Source organism: Stenotrophomonas sp. G106K1 (assembly GCF_037969685.1).
GTDB classification, from domain to species: Bacteria; Pseudomonadota; Gammaproteobacteria; order Xanthomonadales; family Xanthomonadaceae; genus Stenotrophomonas; species Stenotrophomonas lactitubi.
Genome location: NZ_JBBPFR010000001.1, coordinates 25174 through 50551, shown reverse-complemented (window position 1 = coordinate 50551; position 25378 = coordinate 25174). Strand labels below are relative to the sequence as shown.

Annotated in this window: 21 protein-coding genes; 12 read left to right on the top strand and 9 right to left on the bottom strand. The window is 67.4% G+C overall.

What is annotated here, in order from left to right:
- Positions 1-87: 87 nt before the first annotated feature.
- The 4 genes from WKB25_RS00245 to creB form a co-directional block, all read right to left on the bottom strand.
- Positions 88-498, bottom strand: a complete 411-nt coding sequence (locus WKB25_RS00245; protein WP_340568027.1) for a hypothetical protein — start codon at positions 496-498, stop codon at positions 88-90.
- 10 nt (positions 499-508) lie between these two features.
- Positions 509-1822 carry a cell envelope integrity protein CreD gene (gene creD / locus WKB25_RS00240; protein WP_340568026.1) on the bottom strand — a complete coding sequence of 438 codons (1314 nt, stop codon included), beginning with the start codon at positions 1820-1822 and terminating at the stop codon, positions 509-511.
- 81 nt (positions 1823-1903) lie between these two features.
- Entirely contained in the window at positions 1904-3364 is a 1461-nt protein-coding gene (creC, locus tag WKB25_RS00235) for a two-component system sensor histidine kinase CreC (RefSeq protein WP_340568025.1), read from the bottom strand.
- 3 nt (positions 3365-3367) lie between these two features.
- Positions 3368-4093, bottom strand: coding sequence for a two-component system response regulator CreB (gene creB, locus WKB25_RS00230; protein ID WP_340568023.1), 726 nt, complete (start codon positions 4091-4093; stop codon positions 3368-3370).
- Positions 4094-4128: 35 nt separating this feature from the next.
- Between creB and rlmJ the strand changes: the two genes are divergently transcribed.
- The 6 genes from rlmJ to WKB25_RS00200 all read left to right on the top strand — a co-directional run bounded on the left by rlmJ (position 4129) and on the right by WKB25_RS00200 (position 11290).
- On the top strand, positions 4129-4986 hold the full coding sequence (gene rlmJ / locus WKB25_RS00225; protein ID WP_265953333.1) for a 23S rRNA (adenine(2030)-N(6))-methyltransferase RlmJ: 858 nt from the start codon (positions 4129-4131) through the stop codon (positions 4984-4986).
- Between the two features lie 95 nt (positions 4987-5081).
- Complete coding sequence (locus WKB25_RS00220; protein ID WP_025879325.1) at positions 5082-5627, top strand: GNAT family N-acetyltransferase; 546 nt, start codon at positions 5082-5084, stop codon at positions 5625-5627.
- Between the two features lie 148 nt (positions 5628-5775).
- Positions 5776-9240, top strand: a complete 3465-nt coding sequence (gene mfd, locus WKB25_RS00215; protein WP_340568017.1) for a transcription-repair coupling factor — start codon at positions 5776-5778, stop codon at positions 9238-9240.
- An 82-nt stretch (positions 9241-9322) separates the two neighbouring features.
- Positions 9323-9838 carry a hypothetical protein gene (locus tag WKB25_RS00210; RefSeq protein WP_340568016.1) on the top strand — a complete coding sequence of 172 codons (516 nt, stop codon included), beginning with the start codon at positions 9323-9325 and terminating at the stop codon, positions 9836-9838.
- Positions 9839-10022: 184 nt separating this feature from the next.
- On the top strand, positions 10023-10628 hold the full coding sequence (locus tag WKB25_RS00205; RefSeq protein WP_340568015.1) for an HD domain-containing phosphohydrolase: 606 nt from the start codon (positions 10023-10025) through the stop codon (positions 10626-10628).
- Positions 10629-10729: 101 nt separating this feature from the next.
- On the top strand, positions 10730-11290 hold the full coding sequence (locus tag WKB25_RS00200) for a hypothetical protein (protein ID WP_340568014.1): 561 nt from the start codon (positions 10730-10732) through the stop codon (positions 11288-11290).
- Between the two features lie 81 nt (positions 11291-11371).
- On the opposite strand, the gene WKB25_RS00195 is transcribed toward WKB25_RS00200, so the two are convergent.
- Both WKB25_RS00195 and gpmA read right to left on the bottom strand, forming a co-directional pair.
- A complete protein-coding gene (locus WKB25_RS00195; protein ID WP_340568013.1) occupies positions 11372-13462 on the bottom strand; it encodes a M13 family metallopeptidase in 2091 nt (696 codons plus the stop codon).
- Positions 13463-13618: 156 nt separating this feature from the next.
- Positions 13619-14368: a 2,3-diphosphoglycerate-dependent phosphoglycerate mutase gene (gene gpmA / locus WKB25_RS00190; RefSeq protein ID WP_108266143.1), complete on the bottom strand. Its 750-nt coding sequence runs from the start codon at positions 14366-14368 to the stop codon at positions 13619-13621.
- 94 nt (positions 14369-14462) lie between these two features.
- Between gpmA and nfi the strand changes: the two genes are divergently transcribed.
- Positions 14463-15137 carry a deoxyribonuclease V gene (gene nfi / locus WKB25_RS00185; protein WP_340568010.1) on the top strand — a complete coding sequence of 225 codons (675 nt, stop codon included), beginning with the start codon at positions 14463-14465 and terminating at the stop codon, positions 15135-15137.
- 22 nt (positions 15138-15159) lie between these two features.
- Here the strand turns inward: nfi and WKB25_RS00180 are convergent, their stop codons facing one another.
- Together WKB25_RS00180 and WKB25_RS00175 are read right to left on the bottom strand one after the other, a co-directional pair.
- Positions 15160-16134: a cation diffusion facilitator family transporter gene (locus WKB25_RS00180; RefSeq protein WP_340568009.1), complete on the bottom strand. Its 975-nt coding sequence runs from the start codon at positions 16132-16134 to the stop codon at positions 15160-15162.
- A 149-nt stretch (positions 16135-16283) separates the two neighbouring features.
- Entirely contained in the window at positions 16284-18530 is a 2247-nt protein-coding gene (locus WKB25_RS00175; protein ID WP_340568006.1) for a TonB-dependent siderophore receptor, read from the bottom strand.
- A gap of 287 nt (positions 18531-18817) precedes the next feature.
- Between WKB25_RS00175 and WKB25_RS00170 the strand changes: the two genes are divergently transcribed.
- Entirely contained in the window at positions 18818-20233 is a 1416-nt protein-coding gene (locus tag WKB25_RS00170) for a GGDEF domain-containing protein (protein ID WP_340568005.1), read from the top strand.
- Positions 20234-20273: 40 nt separating this feature from the next.
- Here the strand turns inward: WKB25_RS00170 and WKB25_RS00165 are convergent, their stop codons facing one another.
- Complete coding sequence (locus WKB25_RS00165; RefSeq protein ID WP_340568003.1) at positions 20274-21455, bottom strand: MFS transporter; 1182 nt, start codon at positions 21453-21455, stop codon at positions 20274-20276.
- Between the two features lie 79 nt (positions 21456-21534).
- On the opposite strand from WKB25_RS00165, the gene WKB25_RS00160 reads away from it, so the two are divergent.
- The 4 genes from WKB25_RS00160 to WKB25_RS00145 all read left to right on the top strand — a co-directional run bounded on the left by WKB25_RS00160 (position 21535) and on the right by WKB25_RS00145 (position 25372).
- Positions 21535-21984 carry a helix-turn-helix domain-containing protein gene (locus WKB25_RS00160; RefSeq protein WP_340568002.1) on the top strand — a complete coding sequence of 150 codons (450 nt, stop codon included), beginning with the start codon at positions 21535-21537 and terminating at the stop codon, positions 21982-21984.
- A gap of 75 nt (positions 21985-22059) precedes the next feature.
- The gene (locus tag WKB25_RS00155; RefSeq protein ID WP_340568001.1) at positions 22060-23193 is read left to right on the top strand and encodes a metallophosphoesterase; all 1134 of its coding nucleotides are present in this window, start codon (positions 22060-22062) and stop codon (positions 23191-23193) included.
- A 131-nt stretch (positions 23194-23324) separates the two neighbouring features.
- The gene (locus tag WKB25_RS00150; RefSeq protein WP_100464099.1) at positions 23325-23996 is read left to right on the top strand and encodes a response regulator; all 672 of its coding nucleotides are present in this window, start codon (positions 23325-23327) and stop codon (positions 23994-23996) included.
- Positions 23993-25372: an ATP-binding protein gene (locus tag WKB25_RS00145; RefSeq protein WP_340568000.1), complete on the top strand. Its 1380-nt coding sequence runs from the start codon at positions 23993-23995 to the stop codon at positions 25370-25372. Before WKB25_RS00150 ends, WKB25_RS00145 begins: the two co-directional genes overlap by 4 nt.
- The last annotated feature ends 6 nt before the right edge of the window (positions 25373-25378 follow it).

The following is a 25378-nucleotide window of genomic DNA, read 5'->3' as shown; positions in this document are numbered from 1 at the left end:
CTTCCCACCGAAGAGCGGCGCGGACCAAGGTCCGCCCCCACCAGAGGCCCAGCAGATCCACGCCATGCGTGGATGGCCCTTCCACCATCACCCCTTCCACCCCAGCCACAGCTGCGCGCGTTCCGGCAACAGCAGCAGCCAGTGCCGCTGGTCGATGCTGCTGCAGCCGAACACGGCAGCATGTTCCGGCCAGTCTGCAGGCAGCCCGTCGATGCCGATCTCCGACAATGCCGCCGCCCCGGCCTTCCATGGCCGGTAACGAGGAACCTTGCCCGCGAGCGTGCCGCGTCCATACCGCGCCTCCCGCAACCAGTCCAGCCCACGCCGCTGCAATCCCTCGCAGGTGAGGGCGGCCAGCTGGAAGCGGACCAGGCCGGGCGCGATCCGTGCCCCCGGCAATGCCGCCAACACCCCATGCGCCTGCAGCAGCGCATCCACTTCCAGCAGGGCGGGAATGCCCTGTCGTGCCCGTTGCTGCAATCCTTGGCGCCAACCCACGGTGTGCTCCCTACTTCTGCTCGGCCAGGGCGTACCAATCGACCCGACGGGTCACCCACATCGCCAGCGCCAGGATCACGAACAGCAGCAGCGAGCCCATCAGCAGTGCATTGTTTTCCGATACCAGCAGCCCATACAGCGCGCCGTACAGCACCGTCAGCATCGCGGCGAAGCCCAGGCCCCGCTTCCAGTGCCCCAGCACGTTGGCCAGGTACACCGCCTGCAGGCTGATGCAGGCCAGCGCGGAAACCAGATAGGCCTGCCAGAAGGCGATGTGCTCGGACAGGCTGATCAGCAACAGGAAGAAGATCGCCAGCGCCAGGCCGACCATCAGGTACTGCAGCGGGTGGATGCGCAGCGACTTGATCAGCTCGAACAGGATGAAGCCAACGAACGTCAGCACCACGAACAGCACGCCGTACTTGGAAGCGCGGTCGGCCTGGGTATAGGTATCGACCGGGTCCACCAACGAGACCTGCACCGCCTGCGCATCCAGGTCATCGCCCTCGCGCAGTCGCTGCTGTGCGTCCGATGCCAGCGAGGACACGGCCCAACGTGCATCGAAGCCCTGCGCATCCACACGCCGCTCGTTAGGCAGGAACGCACCGGCAAACGAGGGGTGCGGCCAGCTGGAGCGCAGGGCGATCTGGTTGTCATCGCCCACCGGCACCACCGACAGGGAGCGGCTGCCATCGAGCTGCAGCTCCAGTTCCACGCTGCTGGCCGCCAGGGTGCCGCCGCTGCGGGCGATGCCGGCGATGGGTGCATGCAGCCCACGGCCCAGTGCGGATGCGCCGGCCACGCCCGGCAGCAGCTTGACCTGCTGTCCATCAACGCGCAGGTTCGGCGTACCGACCAGGCCGCGCGCATCGGACACGCCCAGCGCGATGTAGGCCTCGCCATAGGTCGTGCCATCGTGCTCCGGGTAGTCATCCTCGCTGAAGGTCGCCTTGAGCTGGCCATTCCAGCTGTACACCGGCACCTTGAACAGGCCGACCGAACGCTGGCTCGGCAGCAGCTCGCCGCTGATCTGCAGGGTGGCCGGCGGCTGCAACCAGTAACCCTGGGTGGTCTGCAGCTCGGTCTTCTTGTTGCCCTGCGCGTCGACCACCTCCACCTGCTCGCGCTTGGACCAAGGCACCACGCGCACCGGCCCGACCACGCGCTGGGTTCCGGCACGGCTTTCGGCCACCCGCGAATAGGCCTCTTCGCGATAGGCGCTGCGCTCGGTGATGACGCTGCGGATCAGGAACAGCGGGATCAGCAGCAGCAGGATAAGGCCGCCGACAATGGCGAACCGCAGCAGCATCTTCAGGGATTTCATCGTCCGTCCTCGTTGGAGAGGACTGCAGGATGGACGCCTGCGGTGAGCAGGGTTTGTGGCGAATTTGAAGCGGGTGTGAAGTCAGCGCCGCGGGCGCTGCCCCGGTATCGCCAACGGCAGCCACAGGCTGGCCACGGTGCCGCCATCTTCGCGCGGCTGCAGGCTGGCGCGGCCGTCATGCAGGCGCGCGACTTCCTGCACGAAGGGCAGGCCGAGGCCGGAACTGCGGCGGCCGGTGCCGGGTCGGGCCAGCGAATAGAAGCGTTCGAACACGCGCTCGCGCGCGTAATCGGGAATGCCCGCGCCACGGTCGGCAACCTGCAGGCGTACGCCCTGCCCGTCCACCTGTGCATCCAGCTGCACCTGTGCCCCGGGCGGCGAGAACGCAATGGCGTTGTCGATCAGGTTGTGCAGCGCTTGCCGCAGCAGATAGCCATCGCCCTGCACGCGCAGGTCGGGCACCTGGTCGATATGCAGCTCGACACCGGCGGCCTGCGCGCGTACCTGCGCTGCCACCGCGGCTTCCTGCAGCAACGCGGGCAAGGCAATCGGATCCCGGGTCTGCAGCCAGCCGTGCTGCTCGACCTCGGCCAGCGCCAGCAGCTTGTCGATGGTTTCGGTCAGCCGCTCCTGCTGGTCGACGATGCTGCGTGCGAAATGCGCGCGGTCGGCGTCGGCCATAGGCTCCTGCAGCAGTTCGGCCGCACCGCGGATCGCCGCCAGCGGGCTTTTCATCTCGTGGGTCAGCGATTGCACGTACTGTTCGACGTACGCCTTGCCTTCCAGCTTGCGCCGCATCGTCTCCAGTGCCTGGCCAAGCTCGCCGATCTCATCGTTGCGCCGCTTCGGCGGTGGCACCGGCTCACCGGCACTGACCGCCCGCGCATAGCGGCTGAGCTGGCCCAGGCCGTTGGTCAGCCACATCGTCACCAGCACGCCCACCAGCGCTGAGAGCCCAATCAGCCACGCGCCGCGTTCGATGATGGCGCGCTGGCTGGCGGCGATGAACGGATCGATGCTGCGGTTGGGCTGGGCCAGGCTGAGCACGCCGATCAGGGTGCTGCCATCGACCGGGTCGTACACCGGCGCGGCCACGTGCATCACCGTGTTGCTGTCATCGCCCGGCGTTTCCGGGCTGGAGCGCGCGCCGTACTCGCCGCGCAGGGTGCGATAGACATCGTTCCAGCGCGAATTGTCGCGGCCCACGTCGCGGCCCAGCGAATCGTAGATCACGATGCCCTTGGCGTCGGTGATCGTCACCCGGTAGTCCAGCGCACGCTTGGGGAAGCGCCAGACCATTGCCTTCAGGTCGCGCTGCCGGGCCTTGGCCAGGTTGCGGGTGAAGCTGCCGTTGCGGATGGTGCCGGCTTTGACGTCGGCGGCGGCCATCTCGGCCAGCACGTTGGCCGCATCCACCAGGGTCGATTCCATCGCCTGGCGCACGCCCGGCTTCACTTCGTTGACGAACACGCGCATCACGAAGAACGCGGCGATGCCTACGATCAGGAAGAATCCCAGGAACAGTTTCAGGACCAGACGCACGCGTCAGACCTCCAGGGCGTAGCCGAGGCCGCGATGGGTGCGGATCGGTTCACCGCTGGCACCTGCCGCCCGCAGCTTCGCGCGCAGCGTCTTGACGTGGGTGTCGACGGTACGGTCGGCGCTGTCGGCGGCGCTGTCCCAGCCACGGTCCATCAACTGGGCACGGCTGAGGATCGCGCCGGGGCGCTGCAGCAGCGCTTCCAGCAACGCATACTCATAGCGGGTGAGGTCCAGCGCGTGGCCCTGGAAGCGGATGCGGCGGCCTTCACGATCGATGGCGAAGGCACCGTGTTCCTGCCAGCCGCTCTCGGCGCCCGGGGCGGCCGGAGCGGGCGTTGCGCGCCGCAGCCGGGCACGCACCCGCGCCACCAGTTCGCGCGGCGAGAACGGCTTGGCCATGTAGTCGTCGGCCCCCAGCTCCAGGCCCAGCACGCGGTCGAGTTCGTCGTTGCGTGCGGTCAGGAAGATCACCGGCACCTGCGCCACCGGCCCCGGCAGGGCGCGCAGCCGGCGGCAGACCTCGAAGCCACTGAGGTCCGGCAGGCCGACATCCAGCACCACCAGGTCGATATCGCCGGCCTGCAGCTGCTGCAGCGCCAGCCCGCCCAGCAGGCAATGGCTGGCCGCATAGCCTTCGCTGCGCAGCGCATAGAGCACGGTTTCGGCGATGGCCGCTTCGTCTTCGACCACCAGGACATGGGTAACAGGGGCTGTCATGGCGCGCAGCATAGCCGCTGCGGCCCTTGCCCCGTACACTGCCGCCCATGAACTATCGCCACGCCTTCCACGCCGGCAACCACGCCGATGTCCTCAAGCACATCGTGCAGCTGGCCCTGATCGACAGCTTCAAGCGCAAGGACAGCCCGTTCTTCGTGCTCGACACCCACGGCGGTGCCGGCCGCTACCTGCTGGCCAGCGAAGAAAGCCGCAAGACCCTGGAAGCCGAATCCGGGGTCATGCGGCTGATGGCCCAGCCCAAGCTGCCGGAGGTGGTCGAGCGCTACCTCAAGGCGGTGCAGGCCGACAATCCGGTCGGCGCGATGATCGCCTACCCCGGCTCGCCGCTGCTCAGCGCGCAGGCCATGCGCCCGCAGGACCGCATGGCGGTGTGCGAGCTGCAGGAGGACGAAGCCGCGTCGCTGAAGACCCTGTTCGCCCATGACAGCCGCGTCGGCGTGCACCCCGGTGACGGCTACGCGCTGCTGCGCTCGCTGCTGCCGCCCAAGGCCAACGGCGCCAAGATCGGCCGCGGGCTGGTCCTGATCGACCCGCCCTACGAGGCCCAGGACGCCGAGTACCAGGCGATCCTCGCTGCTCTGGCCGAGACCCTGGCGCGCTGGCCGCAGGCCACCTGTGCGGTCTGGTTCCCGATCAAGCAGCGCCGCACCATCCTGCATTTCCTGCGCAAGGCCGCCGCACTGCCGGTGAAGTCGGCCGTGACCATCGAGTTCCTGGTGCGCCCGGACGACTCGCCGCTGCGCCTCAACGGTAGTGGCATGCTGGTGCTCAATGCGCCCTGGCAGTTCGACCGTGTGGTCGGCCCGGCGCTGCCGGCGCTGCGCCAGCATCTGGGCGAACCCGGTGCCAGCACCCGCCTGGACTGGCTGAAGACGGCCGAATAAGGGCCTTCACGAGGCTGTACGACCGTGAGCCTTTCGTTCACGGAATGCAGCCCCGGTGATGACACAATCGATGGACCACCAAGGAATCACCCGGTATGGCCACTCGCAACCGCATGCCGCCCTGGCATGAGATCTTCAAGGCTCCCAGCGGCCACGAGCTGCTGATCCGCCCCATCCGCCCGGAAGATGGCGCGCCGCTGCAGGCCGCCTTCAGCCTGTTCGGGCCGGAAGAAATCCGTGACCGTTTCCTGCAGTCGGTGACCGAGCTGTCGCCGGAAACCACCCAGCGCCTGACCCACCCCAATCCGAAGACCGAGATCACCCTGGTCGCCGCCGAGTCGCTGCCGGCCGGTGAGGCCGTGGTCGGCGCGGTGGCCCGTGCTTCGATCATCCCCGGTACCCGCGAAGCCGAGTACGCGATCCTGATCAGCCGGTTCCTGATCGGCCAGGGCCTGGGCCGCCAACTGATGCGCAAGCTGGTGAAATGGGGCCGCGGCAAGTACCTGGACCGCCTGTACGGCGATGTTGCCGCCGAGAACGAGCCGATGAAGCAGCTGGCCGCCTCGCTGGGCTTCAAGCCGGTGCCGCACCCGAACGGGGCCGAAGGCCTGGTGCGGATGGTGCTGGAACTGGACAACTGACGGTAGTGCCGGCCGCTGGCCGGCTCCACCGATACCCCGCAGCATCATGAGGCTGCCGGCCAGCGGCCGGCACTACCGGTATCGGCCTGCCGCCGTCAGTACCGGCTGACACGGTCGCGACAACGCGGTCTGTTAAGATCAGCGGTCCATGTCGCGTACTCCCTACCCCGCCCCGCCGCTGCCCCGTGCCGGCCAGCTCCGCGCCTGGTGGCGCGCCCCCGCCTCGCCCACTGCCCTGGCCTGGTATCTGGCCCAGGCCGCGCGCACGCATGACGCCCCGGTACTGGTGGTGGCCCGTGACAACCACGGTGCCAACCAGCTCGAAGCGGATCTGCATACCCTGCTGGGAGGCGACCCGAGCCTGCCGGTGGTGGCGTTCCCGGACTGGGAAACGTTGCCCTACGACCGCTTCAGCCCGCACCCGGACATCATTTCGCAGCGCCTGTCCGCCCTGCACCGCCTGCCCACGCTGAAGCGTGGCCTGGTGGTGGTGCCGGTGCAGACCCTGCTGCAGCAGCTGGCTCCCCGCAGCTACGTCATCGGCGGCAGCTTCAATCTTGAAGTCGGTCAGCGCCTGGACCTGGAAGCGGAGAAGCGGCGCCTCGAAAGCGCCGGTTACCGCAACGTGCCGCAGGTGATGGACCCGGGTGACTTCGCCGTGCGCGGCGGCCTGCTTGACGTCTACCCGATGGGCGCCGACGAGCCGCTGCGGGTGGAGCTGCTGGACGAGGACATCGATTCGATCCGTGCGTTCGATCCGGAAAGCCAGCGCTCGCTGGACAAGGTCGAGGCGGTGCACATGCTGCCCGGTCGCGAAGTGCCGATGGACGACGCCAGCATCGCGCGGGTGCTGGCCACACTGCGCGAGCGCTTCGACGTCGATACCCGCCGCAGTTCGCTGTACCAGGACCTGAAATCGGGCCTGGCGCCGGCCGGCATCGAGTACTACCTGCCGCTGTTCTTCGAGCGCACCGCCACCCTGTTCGACTATCTGCCTGCCGGCAGCCTGCCGGTAGTCTGCGTTGGCGCCGCTGAGGCGGCAGAGACCTTCTGGACGCAGACCGGCGAGCGCTACGAGCAACGCCGCCACGATGTTGAACGGCCGCTGCTGCCACCGTCGGCGCTGTACCTGTCGCCGGACCTGCTGCGCGAGCGTCTGAACGACGCACCGCGCATCGAGGTGTGGGCTGCCGATCACGCACGTATCGCCGACGCGCATGCGCTGGGCGACCAGCCGTTGCCGCCGCTGCCGGTGGCCGCGCGCGAAGCACCAGCCGGTGACGCACTGAAATCCTTCCTCGGCCATTACCCCGGCCGGGTGCTGATTGCCGCTGATTCGCCCGGACGCCGCGAGGCCCTGCTGGAAGTGCTGCAGGCCGCCGAGCTGAAGCCGCCGGTGGTGGCCGATCTGCTGTCCTTCCTGGCCAGCGACGAACGCTTCGCCATTGCCGTGGCGCCGCTGGAAGACGGCTTCGCATTGGACGCACCGCACATCGCGGTGCTGACCGAACGTCAGCTGTTCCCCGAGCGCGCGGGCAGCACGCGCCGCACGCGCCGCGCCGGACGTGAGCCGGAAGCGATCATCCGCGATCTCGGCGAGCTGACCGAAGGCGCGCCGATCGTGCACGAGGACCATGGTGTCGGCCGCTATCGCGGACTGATCGCGATGGACGTCGGCGGCATGCCCGGCGAATTCCTGGAAATCGAATACGCCAAGGGCGACCGGCTGTACGTGCCGGTCGCGCAGCTGCATCTGATCAGCCGCTATTCCGGCGCCTCGGCCGAGACCGCACCCCTGCATTCGCTGGGTGGCGAGCAGTGGAGCAAGGCCAAGCGCAAGGCTGCCGAAAAAGTGCGCGATGTGGCCGCCGAGCTGCTGGAGATCCAGGCCCGCCGCCAGGCGCGTGCCGGACTGGCACTGCAGGTGGACCGCGCGATGTACGAGCCGTTCGCCGCCGGTTTCCCGTTCGAGGAAACCCCGGACCAGCTGGCCGCCATCGACGCCACCCTGCGTGACCTGGCCAGCAGCCAGCCGATGGACCGCGTGGTCTGTGGCGATGTGGGCTTCGGCAAGACCGAAGTCGCGGTGCGTGCCGCGTTCGCCGCCGCCAGCGCTGGCAAGCAGGTGGCGGTGCTGGTGCCGACCACGCTGCTGGCCGAACAGCATTACCGCAATTTCCGCGACCGCTTCGCCGACTATCCGATGAAGGTCGAAGTGCTGTCGCGCTTCAAGAGCACCAAGGAGATCAAGGCCGAGCTGGAGAAGGTCGCCGCCGGCACCATCGACGTCATCGTCGGCACCCATCGCCTGCTGCAGCCGGACGTGAAGTTCAAGGATCTGGGCATGGTCGTCGTCGACGAGGAGCAGCGCTTCGGTGTGCGCCAGAAGGAGGCACTGAAGGCACTGCGCGCCAACGTGCACCTGCTGACCCTGACCGCCACGCCGATCCCGCGTACGCTGAACATGGCGATGGCCGGCCTGCGCGACCTGTCGATCATCGCCACCCCGCCGCCGAACCGGCTGGCGGTGCAGACCTTCATCACCCAGTGGGACAACGCGCTGCTGCGCGAAGCCTTCCAGCGCGAGCTGGCACGCGGTGGCCAGCTGTATTTCCTGCACAACGATGTGGAAAGCATCGGCCGCATGCAACGCGAGCTGTCCGAGCTGGTGCCCGAAGCGCGCATCGGCATCGCCCATGGGCAGATGCCCGAGCGCGAACTGGAAAAGGTGATGCTGGACTTCCAGAAGCAGCGCTTCAACGTGCTGCTGTCGACCACGATCATCGAATCGGGCATCGACATCCCCAACGCCAACACCATCATCATCAACCGTGCCGACCGCTTCGGCCTGGCCCAGCTGCATCAGCTGCGTGGCCGCGTCGGTCGTTCGCACCACCGCGCCTATGCGTACCTGGTTGTACCGGACCGTCGCTCGATCACGCCCGACGCGGAAAAGCGCCTGGAAGCGATCGCCTCGATGGACGAACTGGGTGCCGGCTTCACCTTGGCCACGCACGATCTGGAAATCCGCGGCGCCGGTGAACTGCTGGGCGAAGACCAGAGCGGGCAGATGGCCGAGGTGGGCTTCAGCCTGTACACCGAGCTGCTGGAACGCGCCGTGCGCAGCATCAAGCAGGGCCATCTGCCCGACATCGATGCCGGCGAAGAAGCGCGTGGCGCCGAGGTCGAGCTGCATGTGCCGGCGCTGATTCCGGACGACTACCTGCCGGACGTGCACACCCGCCTGACGCTGTACAAGCGCATTTCCAGCGCGCGCGACAGCGATGCGCTGCGCGAGCTGCAGGTGGAGATGATCGATCGCTTCGGCCTGCTGCCGGATGCGGCCAAGAACCTGTTCGCCATCGCCGAGCTGAAGCTGCAGGCCAGCACGCTGGGCATTCGCAAACTGGACCTGGGCGAGAACGGCGGCCGCATCGTGTTCGAATCCAAGCCGAACATCGACCCGATGGCGGTGATCCAGCTGATCCAGAAACAACCGAACCTCTACGCGATGGACGGTCCGGACAAGCTGCGCGTCAAGCATCCGCTGCCGCTGCCCGAAGACCGCTTCAATGCCGCACGTGCGCTGCTGCTGACCCTGGCCCTGCGCTGATCGATCTCCAAGGTGCCGGTCCGCCGCGGGCGGCAGACCGGCACCCTTTCCGTTTACCGCGCCCGCGACAAGGAGTGTTGCCGTGAATCGTTTCGCCCCCCTTCTGCTCGCCACCAGCCTGGGCCTGCTGGCCGCCTGCCACAGCGGCATGAGCAACCGTGATTACCTGCTTGAGAATGTCGCCAGCTGGAACGGCACGGTCAGCATGGTCGAGCAATGGACCAACGGCCCGAACGGCGAGGCCTTCCATGCGTCGCTGCAGGATGGCAAGAGCATGCAGCAGCATCGCTTCGGCCTGAAGAACGCGCACCAGGAAATCGCCGACCGGCTGGTCTTCGTCCAGCAGTTCACCCATGGCAAGGACGCCGATGCACTGCATCAGAACCTGCTCGATTCCCTGAAGAGCACCGAACAGATGTTCGCGGTGATGGAACAGCTGGCTGCCCTGCCCGATGGCTACAGCGAAGAACAGGTCGCCCCGCTGTTGCAGACGCTGGATGAGGCCGTGACCAAAATGGACGAAGACATGCAGACCCTGAGCGACGCGCAGGACGCCTTCGCCAAAGCCCATCGCATCCACCTGCAGACCACCGGCTGAGCCACGCCGCCCCGGTTGCCGATGCGGCCGGGGCGACGACACGCTGCACGACTGAACGCATGGCCCCACGCGATACCGTCGATGCGCCCCGCGCAACACCGATGTGGGTACCCTATGCACCGCCCCGGCCCGCTCTCGCGGGCCTTTCCGTTTCCTGCGTGGCTTCGCCGCGCCGCCAGTTCCGATGCCCCAGCCCAGACCTCCCGACCTCCTGCACGCGCAGGCCTGCCTGATCGACGCCCTGTCGATGTCGCTGCAGATGCGTGATGCCTATACCCGCCACCACTGCGACCGCGTGGGCCTTCTTGCACAGCACCTCGCCCTGCGCTGCGACCTGGATGAGGAGGCCTGTACGCAGGTCGGCCTGGCCGCGCGCTTCCACGATATCGGCAAGATCGGCATTCCCGACGACGTACTGCTGAGCCCGCGCCGGCACAACGATGAAGAGCGCGCGATCATGCGCGAGCATCCGGTACGTGGCGAACACATCTTCCTGGCCACCGGTCGCAGCGATGCCGCGCCGGTCGCGCGCCTGATCCGCGCCCACCATGAAGCGTTCGACGGCAGCGGCTATCCCGATGGCCTGCAGGGCGAGAATATCCCGCTGGGCGCACGCATCGTCACCATCGTCGATGCTTACGATGCGATGACCAGTGCACGCCCCTACCGCGCAGCGATGGAGCATGAGACGGTGCTGCGGATACTCGATGAGCAGGCCGGCGGCCTGATCGATCCGTACGTGCTGCAGCGTTTCCACGGCATGCTCAAGCACGAGCCGGCGCTGGCCTGAGCATTCACATGCTGGGCTGCGCCTCGCTTGCGCAGCCGCGGCAATCCTCGCAAGCTGATGGTCGGCCAAAGACGGTCGCCTGCTTACGAGGAGTACCACCCATGAAAGGAAACACCCGCACCGCCGCACCGCTGGGACTGTTGCTGTTGGCCCTGGCGCCGTTCGCGCAGGCTCAGCAGGAGAGCAACGCGCCCGCTGCCGCCTGCTTGTCGCGCAGCCAGATCAGCGCCAGCACCTCGCCCGCCGCCTTGATGAACGCCCTGCCCCGCTGCGTGCAGGATGGGCGCATGCAGGACGCCATCGATCTCTACAACATCGCCGGCGTATTCGCCCATTTCGATCGCCAGCGGGTCGCGGACGAGACCGGACACAGTGCCTACAACGCGCTGAAGGCGATGGCGGGTTCGGCGATGGGCGAGGAGAATCTCGGCCGCTTCGACAGCGCGTTGAAGGCGCAGCTGTCCCCCGACAAGGCGCCCGCCTATGTCGCTGGCATCTGCAGCTTCAGCAAGCGCGTGGGGCCGCCCTCGTATACCCCCACCTACATGCTGGCCCATGGCATGTCCAACTTCACCGGCACGGGGGGCGGCCTGGTGCCGGGCTTCGAGCCGGCCAGTGCATGGCAGGCGACGTTGTCGCAGTACCTGAAATGCCCGGCCTGAGCCTCAGCCGCTTGTAGGCGAGCGCAATGAAAAGGCCCGGCTTGCGCCGGGCCTTCTGCTTCACGCGTCGCGGGCGATCGGTTACCAGATCACCACGCGCTTGTCGTCGGCACGCACCATCGCATCGCCGGCCTTGCACTGGAACGCAGCGGCATAGGACGGCATGTTCGACGGTGCACCGTTGGCACGGAAGTTCGCCGGCGCGTGCGGATCGGTGTTCAGGCGCACGCGCAGCTCACCGTCGGTGAAGTTGCGACGCCACACGGTGGCCCAGTTCATGAAGAAGCGCTGGTCCTGGCTGTGGCCGTCAACCTCGACGTTCGCCTTCGGGTTCTCCTTCAGTGCCATCTGCAGTGCATCGTAGGCCACGGTCAGGCCACCCAGATCACCGATGTTCTCGCCCAGGGTCAGCTTGCCCTTCACGAACACGCCCGGTACCGACTCGTAGCCGTCGAACTGTGCGACCAGCTGGTCGGTGCGCTCGGTGAAGGCCTTGCGGTCGCTGTCGGTCCACCAGTTGTCGAAGTTGCCGTTGGCGGCGAACTGGCTGCCCGAGTCATCGTAGCCGTGCATCATCTCGTGGCCGATGACCGCACCGATGCCACCGTAGTTCAGCGCCGGATCGGCCTTGGCGTCGAAGAAGGGCGCCTGCAGGATCGCCGCCGGGAACACGATCTCGTTCTTGGTGGCGTTGTAGTAGGCGTTGACGGTCTGCGGGGTCATGCCCCACTCGGTCTTGTCTACCGGCTTGCCCACCTTGTCCAGCATGTAGCGGTAGTTGAACGCGCGCGCGGCCTGCATGTTGCCCAGGTAGCTGTCACCGTTGGTCTGCAGGCCCGTCCACTCGCGCCACTTGTCCGGGTAACCGATCTTCGGGGTGAAGCTGGCCCACTTCTCCAGTGCCTTCTTCCTGGTTTCCTCGCCCATCCACGGCAGCTGCTCCAGGCGCGCCTTCAGCGCCACCGACAGGTTCTGCACCAGGTGCTGCATGGCCTCCTTGGATTCGGCCGGGAACACTGCATCGACATACAGCTGGCCGAGCGCTTCGCCCATGCCGCCGTTGACCGACTCCAGCACGCGCTTCCAGCGCGGCTGCATTTCCTGCTGGCCACGCAGGGTCTTGCCATAGAACTCGAAGTTGGCCTTCTCGAACTGGCTGCTCAGGTACGGCGAGGCATCGTCGATGGTGTGGAAGCGCAGGTACGACTGCCAGGTGGCGGCCGGCACGTCGGCCAGCATCTTGTCCATCTCGCTGAAGAAGCCCGGCTGGGCCAGCGAGAACTTCTGCGCGGCCGGCACCTTCAGGGTGTCGAACAGCGCGGTCCAGCTGAAGTTCGGGGTCAGCTTGTCCGCGTCGGCGGCGCTGAGCGGGTTGTAGCGCTTGGCCGGGTCACGCATCTCGATGCGCGACATCGAGGCCTTGGCCAGGCGGGTCTCGAAGGCCATCACCGCCTTGGCCTGTTCGGCGGCCTGCGCCGCGTCCACGCCGGACAGGGTCAGCACCTGCGCGATATAGGCCACATAGGCATCGCGGATCCTGGCTTGCGATTCGTCGAAGTAATAGCCCTTCTCCGGCAGGCCGAGGCCGCCCTGGCCGACATAGGCGATGACGTTGGCCGAATCCTTGTAGTCGGCGTTGGCGAACAGCGAGAGCAGCACGCCCTGGCCCTGCGCCTGGCTGTCGCGCAGGTACTGGGTGATGGCGGCGGTGTCGTTCAGCGCGGTGATCTTGTCCAGCGTCGGCTGCAGCGGCGCCAGGCCGGCGGCCTCGATCTTCGCTTCATCGTTGCCGGTCTTCCAGATGTCGCCGATCTTGGCTTCCACCGAGCCGGCCTTGGCCTGGCTGGCGGCGGCCTGCTGCACCAGCGCGTGCTGCACTTCCAGCGAGCGCTCACGCAGGATCTCGAAGCTGCCCCAGGTAGTCTGGTCGCCCGGCACCGGGTTGGCCTTCAGCCACTTGCTGTTGACGAAGCCGTTGAGGTCGGCGCATGCGGCGATGGACGGATCCAGGTCGGCGCTGTTGAGCGAAATCAGCGCGGTCTTGATCTGCGACTGGTCGAACGCCGGCTTGGCGGCGTCGGCAGCGGGCGCGGTCTCGTTCTTGCCGCAGGCGGCGAGCGAGGCGGCGATGGCGATGGTCAGGCCCAGCGGGACCAGATTGCGGACGTTCATGGCGTGTCTCCAACGGCGAATCGCCCAGCGTAGCCGCTGCGGCGATGGTGGGGACCGGCCAAAGGTCACAGGGGGAACACCCGTGGTCGCAATCGAGCAGGTGCGGACCGTTGGTCCGCACACACCCAGAGAGGAATACCCACAAACGGTGGGTATCTACCGCGCCTTGCCCTGGTTGGCCACGGCTTCAGCAGCCTTGCGTGCCGCTTCCGGGTCACCCAGGTAGCGGAACGACTTCACGGTCAGGTCGTCGTTCAACTCGAACAGCAGCGGAATGCCGGTCGGGATGTTCAGCTCGAGGATTTCCTCGCGCGAGACGTTGTTGAGGTACTTGTACAGCGCGCGCAGCGAGTTGCCGTGGGCGGTGACCAGCACCGTCTTGCCGTCCTTCAGCTGCGGCGCGATGGCGTCGTGCCAGTACGGCAACACGCGGTCCAGGGTGGTGGCCAGCGATTCGGTACCCGGCAGCGCGTTGCGGTCCAGGCCGGCGTAGCGACGGTCATGGATCGGATGACCCGGATCTTCCAGGTCCATCGCCGGCGGCGGGATGTCGTACGAACGGCGCCACACCTTGACCTGGTCTTCGCCGTGCTTGGCGGCGGTCTCGGCCTTGTCCAGGCCCTGCAGGCCGCCGTAGTGGCGCTCGTTGAGGCGCCAGGACTTGTTCACCGGCAGCCAATCCTGATCAAGCTCGGCCAGCGCACCCTGCAGGGTGTGGATGGCGCGCTTGAGCACGGAGGTGTGGGCGACATCGAACTGCAGGCCTTCCTCGCGCATCAGGCGGCCGGCGGCAGCCGCTTCCCGGCGCCCCTGTTCGGTCAGGTCGACGTCGACCCAGCCGGTGAAGCGGTTGTCCAGGTTCCATTGGCTCTGGCCATGGCGCAACAGTACGAGTTTACGGGTCACTGCAGGGTCTCCAACGCGAGGAAAGGCAGGCGGCCATTGTAGCCCCGGCGCCCGCTCACCGCGCCGTGGCGGTGCGGATGTCATCCTGTGGCCGATGAATACCGTGATCGACCCCGGGCGCTGGGAAGGCAGCGTCAGTGCCGCGCGAGAGCAGCAGAAACAGCTGGCCACCCGCGTGCAGCGCCAGGACCACTTGCCCGCCACCGTGCGCTGGCTGGCCGGACTGGATGTCGGCTTCGAGGAAAACGGCGCGATCACCCGTGCCGCGGCCGTGTTGCTCGACGCGGATACCCTGCAGCCGGTGGCGCAGGAAATCGCCCGCATCCCCACCGTGATGCCCTATATCCCGGGCCTGCTCAGCTTCCGCGAACTGCCGGCGCTGCTGGCCGCGTTGGCGTTGCTGCCGCGCGCACCGGACCTGGTGTTCGTCGATGGCCATGGCATCAGCCATCCGCGCCGCCTGGGCATTGCCGCACACCTAGGCGTGGTGACCGACCTGCCAAGCATCGGCGTGGCCAAATCGAAGCTGGTCGGCCGCTTCGTCGAGCCGGGCGCCGACGCTGGCGCGCATACGCCGTTGATGGATGGCGGCGAGCAGCTCGGCTGGGTGCTGCGCAGCAAGCTGCGCTGCAAGCCGCTGTTCATTGCCGGCGGGCATCGGGTCAGTGCCGATACCGCGCTGTCCTGGGTGCGGCGCACGCTGCGCGGCTATCGCCTGCCCGAGCCGACCCGGTTGGCGGATCGGCTGGCCTCGCGGCGCGACAAATAGCGGTGCAGCTGGGCAATACCGTTCAGCGATGCACGTGACCGCGATGGCCCTGCGCGTCGGTGGCTGCATGATCGTGCCCGGCGTGATCGTCGCCCTTGGCCGCTGATGGCTGGCCACAGGCTTCGCCGCAATGGTCGGCTTCGATCTGCAGGGTCACGTGCTCGATGCCGAAATCATCGTGCAGGCGATCACCGAGTTCGCGACGAAGGCGGTCGGCGTCGTCGCCTTCGCGCATCACGATGTGTGCGGTCAGTGCCGGCGTGCTGGACGCCAGCGCCCATACGTGCAGGTCATGCACGTCCAGCACCGCGTCATGGTCGGACAGGCGGTCGCGCACCTTGGCCACGTCCATGCCCTTGGGCACGCCTTCCAGCAATACGTTGATGGCTTCGCGCATCAGCACATACGTACGTGGCAGCACCCACAGACCGATCAGCACGGCCAGGATCGGGTCGATCGGCTTCCAGCCGGTCCATTGGATCAGCAGCGCACCGGCAATCACCGCCACCGAGCCGAGCATGTCGGCCCACACTTCCAGGTGGGCCCCCTTCACGTTGAGGCTCTCGCCGCTGCCGGCCTGCAGCAGGCGCATGGAGATCATGTTGATCACCAGACCGACCGCAGCAATCACCAGCATGCCGGTGGAGGCGATCTCCTGCGGCTGGCGGAAGCGACCGATGGCTTCCCACAGGATGTAGCCGGCGACCACGAACAGCATGGCGCCGTTGATCATCGCACCCAGTGCTTCAAGACGCGCATAACCATAGGTGCGGCGTGCATCCGGCGGACGCCGGCTCAGCCGCACGGCCACCAGCGCGATCATCAGCGCCAGGGTGTCGGTGGCCATGTGCGCGGCATCGGACAGCAGCGCCAGACTGTTGGTCCAGAATGCACCGACCACCTCCACCACGAGGAAGGTGGAGGTCAGGCCGAGCGCCCACCACAAGGGCTTCTCGTGGCGGATCTCGGATGGCAGGTGATCGTGGTCGTGACCCATGGCAACAGCTCCTTTGCGATGGAGGCAGGCTACGCCGAGGGGCGTTGGGAAACTATCACGGTGTTTATAACATTTCAGACCTGCACGGCCTGCACGGCCGGCGCAAACGAGGATGGTGCCGGCCAACGGCCGGCACTACCGCCTGACGATCAGAACCCGAAACGCAGGCTCGCCCAGTACGCGCGACCGGGCTCGTTGTACGTCGCCGCACCGGCATCGCTGCTGTTGGCCTCGCGGAACAGGCGCTTGTCGGCCAGGTTGTTGACGCCGAAGCCCACGCTGACCGTGTCGGTCACCTTGTAGCGCGCGCTCACGCCCCACACGTTGTACGCGCTGCGGGTCTGCAGCACGGTGGACGCATCGCAGTTGACCGTGCAGCGCGGGTCGTTGTTGATGTTGGTCGTGGCCGGTTCCTGCTTGCCGTAGAAGGTGCCGGTCAGCAGCAGCGACAGCTGCTCGGTGGCCTGCCAGTCCAGCATGGTGTTGACGGTGTACTTGGGAATCACCGACAGCGGCTGGCCGGTGCTCTTGTTTTCGTTCTCCACCATGTAGGTGAAGTTGTTGCTCCACTTCAGGCGGTCGCCCTGCTCGCCCAGCAGCGGGATCACCAGGTTGCCCTCGAGCCCCTGCACGATGGCCTTGGGTGCGTTCTCCCAGCGGAAAATGCGGCCCTTGCTGTCGGCCGTCAGGCCGATCTGGGTGTACCCGGCCTGGATCTTGTCCTTGTAGTCGTTGTGGAAGTAGGTCAGCGAGGCCTGCCAGCCGCTCTGCGGTGCCCACTCCACGCCCAGTTCCTTGTTCAGGCTGGTCTCTGCCTTCAGATCCGCATTGCCCCGCATGTAGCAACCGGCGCCGAGGCTCGGCAACGCGTTCGGGCAGCCGTTGCCACGGGTGTAATACAGATAGTCCGGGTTGGACTGGTACAGGTTCGGCGCCTTGAACGCGCGCGCGATGCCGCCCTTGACCACCCAGTCACTGTTGAGCCGGAACTGCGCGTTGAGGCTCGGGCTGGTGTTGTTGCCGAACTGGCTGTGATGGTCGAAGCGCAGGCCCGGGGTCACGATCCAGCGCTCACCCAGGTAGATGTTGTCTTCCACGTAGACAGCGGTGGTCTGTGCATCGGACTTGCCGCGTGCGCGATCTGCCGAAAGACCCGGAATGCCACCACCGCTGCTGCTGGACTGGCTCATCGAGTACGGATCGGTCAATCGGCTGTCGAGGTATTCGAAGCCCAGCGTCCACACGTTCCCGGCGCCGCCGAGGGTGGTCGGGAAGCTGACCTCGCCGTCCAGTTGGTAGTTGCGCAGGCGCGAGGTCGACCAGTCAGCGCCGTTGAAGCTGCCTTCCGGACCACCGGCCAAGCCCTCGTTGATGCGCGAATTGTTGACCCCTTCCACCGCTGCCGTCAGCCGCGAACTGACATCGCCCCAGCGTCCGCGATGGGTGATCGCGCCGGTGCTGCGGTACATGCGGTTGGTCTCGGCCTGCTGCTCGGCCAGCGCGGCCAGGTCGACGCCGGTGGAGGTTCCGGTGGTGCTGACCGCACGGTCGCCGGCATAGATGTTGCCCTGGCGGCTGGTGCCGGCCTCGAATTCGACGACCTGGTTGGCGGTCACGTCCCAACGCAGCAGCGCGTTGACATCGCGGTTCTTGACGCCCTCGCGGCCCGCCGGCGGTACCGCATTGGCGCCGGTGGCGAAGTTGCGGTTGAGATCCAGCGAATCGGCATCGGTCTTGTTGAGGTTGCCGTACAGCCGGAACGACAGCGTGTCGGTCATCGGCCCGCTCAGCTGCAGGCCGACGCGCTCGCTGCCACCCTCGGCACTGTGTTCGGGTACCAGGCCATACAGATCAACCGCGCCGGTCAGGTCGCCGGTCGGGCGCTTGGTGATGATGTTGACCACGCCACCGGATGCACCCGAGCCATAGCGCGCCGCCGCCGGGCCGCGCAGCACTTCGATGCGTTCGATCATTTCCGCCGGCACCCAGTTGGTATCGCCACGCGTGTTGCGCTCGCCACTGCGGCCCATGCGCACCGCGTCGCGTGCGCCCACGCGCTTGCCGTCGATCAGGATCAGGGTATTTTCCGGCCCCATGCCGCGCAGATCGATCTGCCGGTTGTTGCCGTACTGCCCCGACGCGCTGTTGCCGGTCAGATTGACGCCGGGCATCGTACGCAGCAGTTCGGCGATGTCGTTGACCGGCGGTCGCTTGGCGATGTCTTCAGCGGTGATGGTGGAGGTGCCCAGCGCCTGCCGCGCTATCTGCGAGGCGGTGACATGCACGGTATCGATATCGGTGGCATCGGTTTCCGCATGCGCGGTAACCGCGGCGCCGGCCAGCAGCGCGGCGACGGCGAGCGCCAGCGGGCGCGGTGAAAGAGTGTTTGCAGGCATGTTCTGGACCTTCTGGCAGGGCAGCGGAAGCCTCTGGCATAGGGCACGAGGCGGCGACGGGGGAGGCGGAACGATCACTGCGGGATGCGCGCAGGTTGGTTCCTGCCGTCATTTTTCCACAAATGCGAGTGATTCTCAAATGCGTCAACGCATTGCGGCATCGGCCCGCATGTGCTCTGCCCGGGTTTTTCGGCCTGCATGGCGCTTAAACTGGCGGGCTTACCTGCCATCAACCGTCGACAGCTGCGGCCGATACCGTGGTCTGTTGTGCGCCGCTAGAGATCGACGTGGATACACCCCAACTGGACGAAGCCAGCCAACCGCTGGCCCAGGCCTGGCAGCACTGCCTGCTGCAGGCCGGCCCCGCCGCTGCCGCACTGCTGCATGCCGTGGCCGCTGATGCACCGCCGATGCTGGCGCAGCGCTTCTACGAAGTGCTGCTGCAGGACACGCGTGCGCGCCGATTCCTGTCCCATGAACAGGTCAAGCAGCGCCTGCAACCGGCGATGCAGCGCTGGCTGGCGCAGCTGCTGACCACCGATGCGGATGGAATTGCCGCTACGGTCGCCGCACAGCGCGTAATCGGCGATGTGCATGCGCGGGTCGGCATTCCGGTTGACCTGGTGACTCGCGGAGCACGCGTGCTCAAGCACGAACTGTTCGTGCGCCTGCGCGCCGACGCCCATGACAACGACACCGCCTTCGCCGCCATCGATTGCCTCAGCGCGATCATGGACATCGCCATGGAGGGCATGACCCTGGCCTATACGCATGCCCGCGAGCGCTCGTCGCGCACCGATGCAGCGTACCGGCTGTTCTCGCTGGTGCAGAACGTCAGCACCGAGCGCGAGCGCCAGCGCGCACTGCTGCTGGATTGGGAAAACAGCCTGCTGTACACGCTCGCTGGCCATGCGACAGGCACCGACAACGCCAGTCTGGCGACCTCTGAGTTCGGCCTGTGGTTCACCCACAAGGGCATTCCCAGCTTCGGCGAAAGCAGCGAGACACAACAGGTCGGCCAGCTGATGGCGCGCATCGACAGCAGCCTGCAGCGTGCCACGGATGAAGATCCGGCACGACGTCTGGCCGCCCTGCCGGCCATCCGCGAAGACCTGGCCACCATCCGCAACCTGATGACCCTGCTGTTCGAACGCATCGGCGAACTGGATGCGGGCAGCGATGCGCTGACCAACCTGCTCAACCGGCGCTTCCTGCCGACCGTGCTGCGCCGTGAGATCGAATTGTCCACGCGCAACCACACGCCGTTCTCGCTGCTGTTGCTGGATCTGGATCATTTCAAGGCGATCAACGATGGCCACGGCCACGACGGCGGCGACCGCGCACTGCAGCACGTCGCCGCCCTGCTCGGCCAGCAGACCCGTGGCAGCGACTACCTGTTCCGCTACGGCGGCGAGGAGTTCGTGGTGGTGCTGGTGGCGGCGAGCGAGTCGCAGGCGGAGGTGATCGCCGAAAGCCTGCGTCGGCAGATCGCACAATCGCCGATCACCCTGCCCAATGGACAGACGTTGGGGCTGACCGCCAGCATCGGCGTGGCCGGACACGATGGGCATCCCGATTACGAGCGGCTGATGGCGCGCGCCGACGCGGCGATGTATGCCGCCAAGCGACAAGGCCGCAACCGCGTGGTGGTGGCCGACGCAGCACTGCCCGAGGCACCCGGGCGACGCGCGCTGCAACGTTGAGCCTGCAGCGCGCGCGGCAGGGCATCGAACAGCGTCGGCGCTACAGGGCGGCCTTACGCGGAATGCGCCACGCCGCCCACCACATCAGTGCCAGCAGCGCGATGCCCGCTCCCAGCACGCACACCGCCGGCCACCCGTAGCGCGCCTGCATCCAGGTGCCTGCGGCAGCACCCGCACCACTGCCCACCGCATAGAACAGCATGTACAGCGCCACCAGGCGCCCATGCTGTTCGGCCGGTGCACGCAGCAGCAATGCCTGGTTGGACACGTGCAACGCCTGCCCGCCCAGGTCCAGCACCACCACGCCCAGCAGCAACAGCGCCAGCGACTGCGGCAGGCCCAGCAGCGGCGCCCAGGCGACCAGCATCAGCAGCAGCGCGCCCAGGCTCACCCGATGGGCAAAACCACGATCCATCCAGTGCCCGACCCGCGCCGCCAGCAGCGCGCCGATGATGCCAGCCAGGCCCAGCGCGCCGATGCCAGCGGTCGACCAGCTCAGGGGCGGCGCCGACAACGGCAGTGGCACCGCCGCCCAGAACACATTGAGACCGGCAAACAACAGCAGTGCCAAGGGCCCACGTTCGCGCAGTGCCCGATCCTGCAACAGCATCTGGACCATGGAGCGCAGCAGCTCGCGCCACGCCGGCGGCATTGCAGGCACCGGCACATGCGGCAGCCGCCGCCACAGCAGAAGCGCCAGCGCCGCCATCAGCAGTGCCGACAGCAGGTACACCGCGCGCCATCCCGCCACGGCGGCGACCGCGCCGGAGACCACGCGTGCCGACAACAGACCGATGAACACGCCGCCCTGGACCATGCCGACCACCCGCCCGCGCTGCTCCGGTGCAGCAAGGTTGGCGGCATAGGCGATCAACCCTTGGGTGAGTGCGGTACCGAGCAGCCCCGCCAAGAGCATGCCCGACAGCAACCACGCGGTGCTGCGGGCGGCGGCCAGCCATAGCAGCGCCACCACCAGCGCCAGCAGTTGCATCTGCAGCAGTCGGCGACGGTCGCCACGGTCGGCCAACGGCAGCAACCCGAGCAGAGCCAGCACGCTGCCGGCCTGGGTGGCAGCCAGCAGTGCACCGGCCACCGCGGCATCCAGGGCGAAATCGTGGGCCAGGCGCTCCAGCAGCGGCTGCGCGAAATAGACGTTGGCCACGCTGGCACCGGCAGCAATGGCGAGCAGGCCCAACAACGGGCGGGACAGCGAAGGCATCATCAGTGTGGTTGCATTTTGAAACTACGTGCACGGTAGCGCCACTGGTTTTAAACTGCAACCACAATCAAGGGATACCGCCATGCACGCCAACAGCCCCTGCCCCGTGGCCCGCAGCGCCGATCTGCTTGGCGACCGCTGGGCGTTGCTGATCATCCGCGACGCCTTCGATGGCATCAGCCGCTTCGGCGATTTCCAGCGCAGCCTGGGTGCGGCGCGCAACATCCTCAGCGACCGCCTGCGGCGACTGGTCGAGGCGGGGCTGCTGGTGCAGCAGCCTGCCGCCGATGGCAGCGCCTACCAGGACTATGTGCTCACCGCGGCCGGCCAGGACCTGTTCCCGCTGCTGGTCGCCCTGCGCCAATGGGGAGAACGGCATCGCTTCGCCGCTGGCGAGGCACACTCGCAGCTGATCGAATGCAGCAGCCGCCGGCCGCTGCCCTATATGCAACCGCACGGACGCGACGGCCAGCCGCTGCACGCCACCAATACCCGCGTACGCAAGCTCAAGGAAGAAGGCGGCCGGGCCTGATCCGCCCGTTCACGCACACCGGCGACGTCCCCGGGCAGTTAGCATCGCTGGTCTCCTGCCGCTGAATGCCGCTGAATGCCGCCGATGCCGAACTACGCCCGAACCGTTTCGATCCTGCTGCCGCTGGCCCTGCTGCTGGCCGCACCACTGGCCTCGGCCCGCGACGCGGCAGCACCCGCAGAACACGTCGACAGCGATGGTCCTTACGTGTTCCGTGAAGGCGCGCAGCTGAAAGCGCAGTGGATCTGCCAGGACCAGGTGGAAACCCAGACCGTGCACGCCGGCACCGCAGGCGCGGACGTTGCCGCGCACTGCGGCTATCCGCATGCGGTGCATGTGCTGCCGCCGAATGCACCGTCGGTCTCCGTGCTGCCGGCGGTGCCGCGCATCGTCGCCGTGTCCGACATCCACGGCCAGTACGAGCTGCTGGTCCGCCTGCTGCGCGCCAACCGGGTGATCGACGCGCAGGACCGCTGGGCACTGGGCTCGGACACGCTGGTAGTCGCGGGCGACGTGTTCGATCGCGGCCCACAGGTGACCGAAGCGTTCTGGCTGCTGTACGGCCTGCAGCAGCAGGCGGCGGCGGCCGGTGGCGCGGTGCATTTCGTGCTGGGCAACCACGAGACCATGGTGCTCTATGACGACCTGCGTTACGTCAACCCGAAGTACCTGCGCAGCGCGCAGCTGCTCGGTCGCAGCTATCCGCAGCTGTATGCTGCCGACTCGGTGATCGGCCAGTGGCTGCGCACGCGCCCGGTGCTGCTGCAGATCGGCGACACCCTGTTCCTGCACGGCGGCATCTCGCCCGATGCCGTGCAGATGGCATTGGACCCGGCCCACGCCAACGCCGCCTACCAGGCCTCGCTGGGCATTCCCAAGGCCGAGGTGAAGGCAGACCCCGCCACTGCACCGCTGTACGACGGCAAGACCAGCCCGATCTGGTACCGCGGCTACTTCGACGGACGCTTGGACAGCCAGGGCGTGCAGGCGGTACTCGACCGCCTCCAGCTCAAGCGCATCGTGGTCGGCCACACCTCCATGCCGCACGTCAGCAGCTTCCACGACGACCGCGTGATTGCCATCGACAGCAGCATCAAGAATGGCGAGAACGGCGAACTGCTGTTCATCGAGGACGGCAAGCTCAGCCGCGGCCTGCTGAATGGTTCGCGGGTGCCACTGGCCAAGGGCGAGACCGGCCTGCAGGACTGAACGAAGGGCCAGCGCCGGGCCGGCCCAGGCCCCCCACGCCCGCCACCTGCGCCCGGTTTGCCGCTACCCTCGGCAGCCGAGAGGCCCGCCCTGTCCAGCGGGCGGCCCATCCGCCCCCAGGAGCCCCGCGCATGCGCGTTCTCATCGCAGAAGACGACCCCGACATCGCCTCCGGCCTGTGCGCCTCGATGCGCCGGCAGGGCCACGTGGTCGACCACGTGGACAACGGCGCGCATGCCGATGCCGCACTGAACTCCACCCAGTACGCATTGCTGGTGCTGGATCTTGGCCTGCCCCAGCTCGATGGCCGCGATGTGCTGCAGCGGCTGCGCCAGCGTGGTGACGGCCTGGCCGTGCTGGTGGTCACCGCACGCGATGGCCTGGCCGAACGCGTGCGCGTGCTCGACCTCGGCGCCGATGATTACCTGGTCAAACCCTTTGCACTGGACGAATTCGAAGCACGCGTGCGCGCGCAGCTGCGCCGGGTCACCAGCAACGGCAACCCCGACCTGCGCATCGGCCGGCTGCGCCTGGACCTGACCGGGCACCGGGTGTGGATAGACGAGCAGACGCTGGAGCTGACCGCGCGCGAATTCGGCCTGCTGTCCGCCCTGGCGGTGCGTGCCGAGCGCATCGTCTCCCGTGCGCAGCTGGTGGAGGCCCTGTGCGACTGGGGCCAGGACCTGACCGACAATGGCCTGGACATCGCCCTGCACCGCCTGCGCCGCAAGCTGCAGCCGGGCGGCATGGGCATCCGTACGGTGCGCGGGCTGGGCTACATGCTGGAAGACGCCGGCGCGTGATCAGCGGACCGCCCAGCCTGCGCCGGCGCCTGCTCGCCTTTCTGGCACTGCCGATGCTGGGCCTGCTGACCTTCAACACGCTGCTGGCGTACTACGTGGCGCTGGACTACTCCAACCGCATCCACGACCGCAACCTGACCGACGACACCGTGTCGTTCGCGCAGATGCTCAGCACCATGCCGGTCAGCAGCGACCTGTCCCCGCAGGCACGTTTCCTCATCGAGTACGACCCCGACGGTCATCGCTACTTCAACGTCGACAGCAGCCGCCTGGGCACCATCGCCGGCAACGCCGATTTCAGCGCCTATGCACCGTCGCAGGACTGCAGCGGCACGCACCCGGCGCTGTACGAAGGTGAATTGAACGGCCAGCAGGTGCGCATGTCGACGGTCTGCACCCAGGCGATGAACGATCCGCAGGACCAGCTGGCGGTGACCGTGGCCGAAAGCATGGCCGACCGCCGCCAGCGTGCACGCGAGATCCTGATGATCGTCATTCCCCTGATGGCCATGCTGGCCCTGGGAATGGCGGCGCTGGTCTGGTTCGGCGTCACCCACGGCCTGCGTATCCTGACCCCGCTGACCTCGCGCCTGGCCCAGCGCCGCGGCGAGCTGGCACCGATTTCCGATGCCGACGTGCCCGAGGAGATCCAGCCGCTGATCAGCACCATCGACGGCCTGTTCGCGCGGCAGGCGGAAATGATCACGCTGCAGAACCGCTTCATTGCCGATGCCGCCCACCAGTTGCGCTCGCCGCTGGCAGGCATGGCACTGCACGTGGACCAGGCACTGGCCCACGGCGATCCAGAGACCGTGCGCGAAGCGCTGCAGAACATCCGCCGGCTCAACCAGCGAACCGCGCGCGTCAGCACCCAGCTGCTGGCGTTGAGCCGTGCCCAGACCGTGCCGGAGACGGTGGAGGCGCTGGACCTGTCCGAGCTGGTGCCGCAATGGGTGGGCATGCGCGTGCCCGAAGCGATCCGCGATGGCACCGACCTGGGCTACCTGGGTCCGCAGCAGCCGGTGCGGATACTGGGCAACGGCGCGCTGCTGCACGAGGCGCTGGACAATCTGATCGACAACGCACTGCGCTACGCCGGCGTGGATGCAACCGTCACGGTGGGCGTGCAGGCGCTGGACGACAACGATGTCGAGCTGTACGTCGAAGACAACGGCCCGGGCGTACCCGAGGACGTGATGTCGCGGCTGGGGGAACGCTTCTTCCGCGCGCCCGGCACTGCCGCCAGCGGCACCGGTCTGGGCCTGGCCATCGCCCATGAGGCCGTCGAGCATCTGGGCGGGCGCCTGGGTTACCTCAACCGCCCCGGTGGCGGCCTGAAGGTGTCCATCACCATACCGTTGCTGAAGGGCCCTTGATCCAGC